Here is a 6623-nt window from a genome sequence, read left to right as displayed (position 1 = left end):
ACAGCCACCTTGAAGGCGTGTTGGAAGACGGTCCGCAAGATCGTCTGGCCGCGCGCTACGCCATGACCGGCACCGAAAACAGTCGGTCGGAAGCGGCGGACACATAGCGGACATATTCCCAAAAGTGCCCCTCAGACACGAAAAAAGGGTTCCAAGTATTCACTTGAAACCCTTAACTTTCTTGTGGTGGAGCTGGAGGGAATCGAACCCACGACCTCTTGAATGCCATTCAAGCGCTCTCCCAACTGAGCTACAGCCCCACGTCGTTGGGTGGAGGGTAATTATCCAAGGGGCGCTCGGTTGTCAACTGGAAAATTGCCGGGAAGTCTTGTTGATTGATTCGGAGGCAGTCTTGCAGTAAGAAATGAGGGCGGTTGGAATCATTGGGAGAATCCATGGGCCAGGTCCTCAAGAAAATCTTCATCAAATTGCTGTGGGTGGGCGTGGTCTTTCTCGGGATCACGGTCATCAGCTTCTGGGTCATTCATCTGGCCCCGGGCTCGCCGACGGATTTGCAGACCACGCTCAATCCGGAAGCGGGCGTGGAGGCGCGGCTCCAACTCGAAAAAATCTACGGCCTGGACCAGCCCCTGCACGTGCAGTATGCGAACTGGCTCAAACGGCTGGTGCGCCTCGACTTCGGCCAATCCATGTCCGGAGACCATCGGCCGGTCTGGGACAAGATCCGGGAACGGCTGCCTCTGACCTTCGGCATGAACGTGGCCTCCATGCTCTTGACGCTGCTCATCGCCGTGCCCATCGGCGTGGCCGCGGCATGGTGGCGAGGCGGGGCCTTCGACAAGATTTCCACAGTCATCGTCTTCGTCGGATTTGCCATGCCCGGCTTCTGGCTGGCCCTGCTGCTCATGCTCTGGCTGGGCATCAGTTGGCCCATCCTGCCCATCTCCGGGCTGACCTCCATGGGCTTCGAGTCCATGTCCGAGCCCGAGCAGTGGTGGGACGTGACCAAGCATCTGATCCTGCCCATCTTCATCTACACCTCGGGTTCCTGGGCGGGCATGTCCCGGTTCATGCGCTCCTCCATGCTCGAAGTCCTGCGCCAGGATTACGTCATGACTGCGCGGGCCAAGGGACTGTCCAGCCGGGTGGTCCTGTTCAAGCATGCCCTGCGCAACGCGCTCATGCCGGTCATCACCATCCTCGGGTTGTCGGTCCCGGCCCTCATCGGCGGGTCGGTGATCATCGAATCCATCTTCGCCCTGCCCGGCCTGGGCCAACTCTTCTATCAGGCGGTCATGGCCCGCGACTACCCGCTGATCATGGGTTCGCTCGTGCTCGGCGCGGTCCTGACCCTGGCGGGCAATCTGCTGGCCGACATGGGCTACGGCCTGGCCGATCCGCGTATCCGGGTGGGCCGGGGGAAAAACCAATGAAACGCCGCCCGCTCAAACGCGTTTCCCCGTGGGCGCGTCACACCCTGCTGGTCCTTGGCGCGCTGATCGTCGGCGTCATGTCCGCAGGGGCCGTGTTCGCCCCGCTGCTCGCCCCCTACGACCCGAACTTCATCAACGTGGATGCGCTGCTTCTGCCGCCCTCCGCCGCCCACCTCATGGGCACGGACGCGCTCGGCCGCGACGTGTTCTCGCGCATTCTTTTCGGCGGTCGCGTATCGTTGTGGGTCGGCTTCGTGGCCGTGGGCATCGCCACCTCCATCGGCGTGGTCCTCGGCTTGGTCGCGGGCTACTTCGGACGCGTGGTGGACGAGATTATCATGCGCGGGGTGGACGTCATGCTCTGCTTCCCGTCGTTCTTCCTCATCCTGGCGGTCATCGCCTTCCTGGAACCAAGCCTGACCAACATCATGATTGTCATCGGCCTGACAGGCTGGATGGGCGTGGCCCGGCTGGTGCGCGCCGAGACCCTGTCCATCCGCGAACGCGATTACGTCCTGGCCGCCCGTGCCGCCGGGGCCCGGCCAGGCCGGATCATCTTTCGCCACATCATGCCCAACGCCATGGGACCGGTGCTGGTCTCCGCCACACTCGGCGTGGCCGGGGCCATCCTGACCGAGTCTTCGCTCTCCTTCCTGGGCCTGGGCGTGCAACCGCCCGACGCCTCCTGGGGCAACATCCTGATGGAGGGCAAGGAAGTGCTCGGCATCGCATGGTGGCTGTCGGTCTTCCCGGGCCTGGCCATCCTGCTGACCGTCCTCGGCTATAATCTGCTCGGCGAGTCCCTGCGCGACCTGCTCGACCCAAGGCTCAAGCAATGATCCGCATCCGCCAAGCCTCGGCCGGGGAGGAAACATTGGTCGCGAAGATCATCCGCGCCTCCATGCTGGCCTCATACGCCCATTTCCTGCCCGCGCATCAGTTCCAAAAGATTCTCGATCTGGACCGACCCGCTCAGGTAGCCCGACAGGATGCGCCCCGCTTCAGCGTGGCCGAGGCCGACGGCCTTCCGGCGGGCGTCCTGCTCCTCAAGGAAAATTACGTGGACCATCTCTGGGGCCATCCAAGCTGCATGCGAAAGGGCGTGGGGACCGCTCTCCTCGAACATGCCTCAAACCGCGCCCGGCAAGCGGGATTCGTCACGCTGACCCTGGACTGCTTCAAGTTGAACGAAAAGGCCCTGGCCTTCTACCGGGCCAATGGATTCGCCGTGGAGCGCACCTACACCGCCAGCAACTACATGGTGGGCGAAACCGTCTGTTCCTTGGCCAAGCCCCTCCAGCCCACGGCACCGTGACGCCGCAATGGGTTAAGGCCGCATGGAAAAAACGCACCATATCCCGCTCCCGACCCATACGTTCCCCTTTTCCGCCACGCGGCTCTGGTGTATAAGGGCATTCGCTATCTCGATGGCCCGGACACGCTGAACGCGAAGGCCCCGCCCGCCAGCCGTCCTTTGCCACATACTGAAACGAACCAATCGACCGTACCTCCCCCTGCGCGAAGCAGCGCCAAAAGTTTTTGAAGGGAAAGGGGATGGGGGTCGGAGGCACCACCACATGCTCGAACTGCTGCGCATTCGAAACCTGGCCCTTATCGAGGACGCGGAACTGGAATTCTCGCCCGGCCTGAATACCCTGACCGGCGAAACCGGTGCGGGCAAGTCCTTCATCATGCGGGCCGTGGACTTCCTCATGGGCGAGCGCATGGACAAGAAACTGGTCCGGCCCGGCGCGGAAAAGGCCACGGTGGAGGCGCTCTTCGTCCTGCCCGAAGGCGAAACCGTGATCCGGCGCGAATTGTCCGCCGACACCGGACGCAGCCGGGTCTACGTCAACGATGCGTTGTCCTCCCAACCAACCATCCGCGACATGGCCGTCGGGCTCATCCTCCACACCTCGCAACACGGTCAGCAGAAACTGCTCTCCCCGGCCTTCCAGGGCGAAATCCTCGATTCCTTCCTGCCGGACCAGTCCCTGCTGACCACGCGCAATGCCCAACTCGCCGCGCTGCACGACGTGCTTGAACGCAAACGGCTGCTCTCCGAAAAATTCGAAGATCTCCAGAAGCAGCGCGATTTCCTGGAATACCAGCAAAAGGAGATCGAGGCCGTGGAGCCTCTGCCGGACGAGGAGAACGATCTGGAGGAGCGCAAGAAAATCCTCAAGGACCGAGAGCAGGCGGGCGAATGCCTGCAAAAAGCCCTGGATGTCCTCCATGGCGAGATCGGCATGCTCGACGCCATGGCGCTGCTCAACCGCGAGATGGAAATCATCGCCCGGCTCTTTCCCGGCTTCGAAGAGGACCGCGAGGCCGTGGAGACCTTCCGCATGCGTCTGCACGACATGGATTCCCGACTGCGGCGCGGACCGTCGGACTTCGACGACGACGATCCCATGCCCCTGGACGACATCGAGGCTCGGTTGTTCGAGTTGGCCAAACTCAAGCGGAAGTTGCGGCGCGGCCTGGATGAAATCGTTGACATGAAGGCTGAAATCGACGAAAGCCTCTCCTTTCTCGACGCCTGCGCCCTGGATATGAAAAATCTTTCGCGCGAAGAGGACAAAGCGGCGGCGGCCCTCAAGGAGACCCTGGAGCAACTCAACCGCGCCCGCAAAAAGGCGGCCGGAGAGTTGTCCATCCGCATCGTGGACGAATTGACCGACCTCGGCTTTTCCGAACACGTCAAGGTCCATTTCGAATTCGACGCCCGTGAACTCTACCCGGGCTGCGACGACATGCGCGGACGGCTCATGTGGGTGCCCAACCCGGGCCAGCCCGCCCAGCCGCTGGACAAGATCGCCTCGGGCGGCGAACTCTCCCGGTTCCTGCTCGCCCTGGTGACCATGCGCGGTCACGGCGACCAGGACGGCCAGACAAAGGACGCCCGGCCCTCGCTCATCTTCGACGAGGTGGACGCCGGTATCGGCGGCCTGACGCTCAATTCGGTGGGCAACAAGCTGCGCAACCTGGCCGACCGCCAGCAGATGCTGCTCATCACCCACTGGCCGCAGCTCGCCCGCAAGGCGGACCGCCACTTCCTGATCAAAAAGGAAGTCGTGGACAACGCCACCTACACCCGGTGCGCAAGGCTTGACGACGACGAGATCAAATGCGAATTGGCCCGCATGGCCGGAGGCGGCGAACAAGGCGCGGCCCTGGCCGAAAAATTGTGCAAGTAGGAGGGACTTCTTCCCCGGGATCCCCCTCCTTCCTCCCGTAAACTTTTTGCACGCGCTTCGCGCTGGGGATACCGTGATCAACCTGTTCATCTCGCTCTACATAAAGTGGTTCTTCCTGCTGACGCCATTTTTCGTGCTGTCCGTGTTTCTGTCCATGACCGAGGGGATGGAGAAGGGGGCGCAGAAGAAACTGGCCCTGCGGACGACCATGGCGGTGCTGGTCATTTCCCTGGTGCTCTACTTTGCCGGAAACCCGATCTTTTCCACGCTGGGCATCACCTTGGACGGGTTCCGGGTAGGGTCCGGAGCGCTGCTGTTCCTGTCGGCCGTCTCGCTGGTCTCGGGAAAGCGGCAGCGGCCCGAGCCCGACGACGACTCGGATGTGGCCGTGGTGCCCCTGGCCATGCCCATCACCGTGGGCCCGGCGACCATCGGCACCCTGCTCATCCTGGGCGCGGAGCTGTCCACCCCCGAGCAAAAGCTGATCGGCGCGGCCGCCCTGGTCTGCGCCTGCCTGTCCGTGGGCTTCATCCTGTCCTCCTCGTCCACCCTGAAGCGGTTCATCGGCCGGATGGGAATCAACGTCCTGACCAAGATCACCGGCCTGGTCCTATCGGCCATGGCCGCCCAGATCGCCTTCACCGGCGTGCGTAACTTCCTGTCCTGACCCGCCGTGCCGGGGAATGCGCCGGTGAGTCGTGAGCAAGCCCGAGCGTTGCGGCTAATCTTACGCCGATGCGCCATCTCTGCCCGCAACTTCTATTCCTGGCCCTGATCCTCGTCCCGCTCGCCAGGCCCGCCGAGGGCTGGCCGAAGCCAACGCGGCCATGGTTGACGGCGAGGCCGTGCGCATGGCCGGACTCGCCGGGGAACTCCCTAACCTGATCCAGATGCGGTCGGCCATCGCCTCGGTCCAGGGCGTAGCCGTGACCTGCTATCCCACCTCGTGATCCGCGATGAATGGGACCGACTTTTTCGCATGCTCCACCTCGACCGGCTGGACGTACTCATCGCCTTCGACGGCATCGAGCGCACCCAGGAAGGACGTCCACACGCCGACCGGCTGCGGATATTCCGCCCCCGGTCCTGGCGGGCGCCGCTGTATCACCATCTCAACCGCAAGCATGCGGACCCCGTCCCCCGCATCCGTGCCTTGCCCGACGCCGACCAGCGGCGAAATGGACCGCCTGCACGCCCTGGCCCGCAAAGGAAGCGCCATCCCGGACGACCGATAAACGCTGTGGCAATGGACTTGGCGGCCGTTCCCGGATAAAGATATGGGTAATGGGAATACGTACCGTCCTGCTCTGCATGATCATCCTGTGTTTCGGCTCCCCGGCCCAGGCCCAAGGTCCTCTGGTCTTCGGCTACGGCGGGGGTTCCCTGTCCCTCGCCTCGCTCAAGGTGCTTCAGGAGGCTTACGGACGCCTCGGCATCAAGATCGGCGGACGGCGACTGCCCGCGGCCCGTTCCCTGGAAATGGCCGAGGAAGGCAGCGTGGACGGCGAGGTCAACCGCATCCGGGCCATCGAGGAGGACTACCCCAACCTCCTGCGCATCGACGTGCCGGTGAATCGTCTGGAAGGCGTCATCCTGACCTGCAACGGCAGCCTGGAGCACGTCTCCATGGAAACCGTGCGTAAGCTGCATCTGGGCATCAAGATCGGCAACCGCTACGCCGAGATGCTCACCGACGGCATGCCCGACGTGGTCCGCCTGCCCCATGAAAGCAAGCTGATGAACCTGCTCCTGAAGGGAAGACTCGACGCACTGCTGGTAGACCGAGCCTGGGCCGAACACGAAATCGCGAAGCCCGGCATGGGCTGCCTGCGCATCAACGAACCGCCCCTGGTGGTGGTTCCGCTCTATCACTACCTGAACCGCCGCCACGCCGCCCTGGTTCCCATGATCACGGGCGAACTCCGGGCCATGCGGGATTCCGGCGAAATCGACCACATTCTCGGCGCGATCCGCCCGCACTGACGCTCCCCCCTTTACACACGGCGCGAACTACCCTAGGAATTGGTTG

8 protein-coding genes and 1 tRNA gene are annotated in these 6623 nt (G+C 63.2%); 7 read left to right on the top strand and 2 right to left on the bottom strand.

All coding sequences use genetic code 11. From position 1 onward, the window contains the following. Window positions 1–184: 184 nt before the first annotated feature. Window positions 185–260: transfer RNA gene (locus tag J0909_RS17920), tRNA-Ala, on the bottom strand. A 135-nt stretch (window positions 261–395) separates the two neighbouring features. Between J0909_RS17920 and J0909_RS17915 the strand changes: the two genes are divergently transcribed. From J0909_RS17915 to J0909_RS18490, 6 genes are all read left to right on the top strand, one after another. Next, entirely contained in the window at window positions 396–1394 is a 999-nt protein-coding gene (locus J0909_RS17915; protein WP_207265043.1) for an ABC transporter permease, read from the top strand. Beyond that, a complete protein-coding gene (locus J0909_RS17910) occupies window positions 1391–2233 on the top strand; it encodes an ABC transporter permease (RefSeq protein ID WP_207265037.1) in 843 nt (280 codons plus the stop codon). The genes J0909_RS17915 and J0909_RS17910 overlap by 4 nt, the downstream gene beginning before the upstream one ends. Then, complete coding sequence (locus tag J0909_RS17905; RefSeq protein WP_207265035.1) at window positions 2230–2709, top strand: GNAT family N-acetyltransferase; 480 nt, start codon at window positions 2230–2232, stop codon at window positions 2707–2709. The genes J0909_RS17910 and J0909_RS17905 overlap by 4 nt, the downstream gene beginning before the upstream one ends. Before the next feature lie 262 nt (window positions 2710–2971). Further along, the gene (locus J0909_RS17900) at window positions 2972–4594 is read left to right on the top strand and encodes a DNA repair protein RecN (RefSeq protein WP_207265033.1); all 1623 of its coding nucleotides are present in this window, start codon (window positions 2972–2974) and stop codon (window positions 4592–4594) included. A gap of 73 nt (window positions 4595–4667) precedes the next feature. After that, window positions 4668–5261 carry a MarC family protein gene (locus J0909_RS17895; protein ID WP_207265031.1) on the top strand — a complete coding sequence of 198 codons (594 nt, stop codon included), beginning with the start codon at window positions 4668–4670 and terminating at the stop codon, window positions 5259–5261. Between the two features lie 160 nt (window positions 5262–5421). Then, window positions 5422–5544 carry a hypothetical protein gene (locus J0909_RS18490; RefSeq protein WP_286182132.1) on the top strand — a complete coding sequence of 41 codons (123 nt, stop codon included), beginning with the start codon at window positions 5422–5424 and terminating at the stop codon, window positions 5542–5544. Here the strand turns inward: J0909_RS18490 and J0909_RS17890 are convergent. Next, entirely contained in the window at window positions 5529–5720 is a 192-nt protein-coding gene (locus tag J0909_RS17890; RefSeq protein WP_207265029.1) for a hypothetical protein, read from the bottom strand. The genes J0909_RS18490 and J0909_RS17890 overlap by 16 nt on opposite strands. A gap of 158 nt (window positions 5721–5878) precedes the next feature. Between J0909_RS17890 and J0909_RS17885 the strand changes: the two genes are divergently transcribed. After that, entirely contained in the window at window positions 5879–6577 is a 699-nt protein-coding gene (locus J0909_RS17885) for a substrate-binding periplasmic protein (RefSeq protein ID WP_207265027.1), read from the top strand. The last annotated feature ends 46 nt before the right edge of the window (window positions 6578–6623 follow it).

This window comes from Desulfovibrio sp. Huiquan2017, assembly GCF_017351175.1.
Lineage (GTDB): Bacteria > Desulfobacterota > Desulfovibrionia > Desulfovibrionales > Desulfovibrionaceae > Pseudodesulfovibrio.
The sequence above is the reverse complement of the archived record's forward strand: the minus strand, read 5'-3'. Positions and strand labels throughout refer to the sequence as shown.

Bases quoted from the DNA above. Each gene is read 5' to 3' on its own strand.
- J0909_RS17905 (WP_207265035.1), top strand. From the start codon at position 2,230: ATGATCCGCATCCGCCAAGCCTCGGCCGGGGAGGAAACATTGGTCGCG.
- J0909_RS17915 (WP_207265043.1), top strand. From the start codon at position 396: ATGGGCCAGGTCCTCAAGAAAATCTTCATCAAATTGCTGTGGGTGGGC.
- J0909_RS17890 (WP_207265029.1), bottom strand. From the start codon at position 5,720: ATGCTTGCGGTTGAGATGGTGATACAGCGGCGCCCGCCAGGACCGGGG.
- J0909_RS17885 (WP_207265027.1), top strand. From the start codon at position 5,879: ATGGGAATACGTACCGTCCTGCTCTGCATGATCATCCTGTGTTTCGGC.
- J0909_RS17910 (WP_207265037.1), top strand. From the start codon at position 1,391: ATGAAACGCCGCCCGCTCAAACGCGTTTCCCCGTGGGCGCGTCACACC.
- J0909_RS18490 (WP_286182132.1), top strand. From the start codon at position 5,422: ATGGTTGACGGCGAGGCCGTGCGCATGGCCGGACTCGCCGGGGAACTC.
- J0909_RS17900 (WP_207265033.1), top strand. From the start codon at position 2,972: ATGCTCGAACTGCTGCGCATTCGAAACCTGGCCCTTATCGAGGACGCG.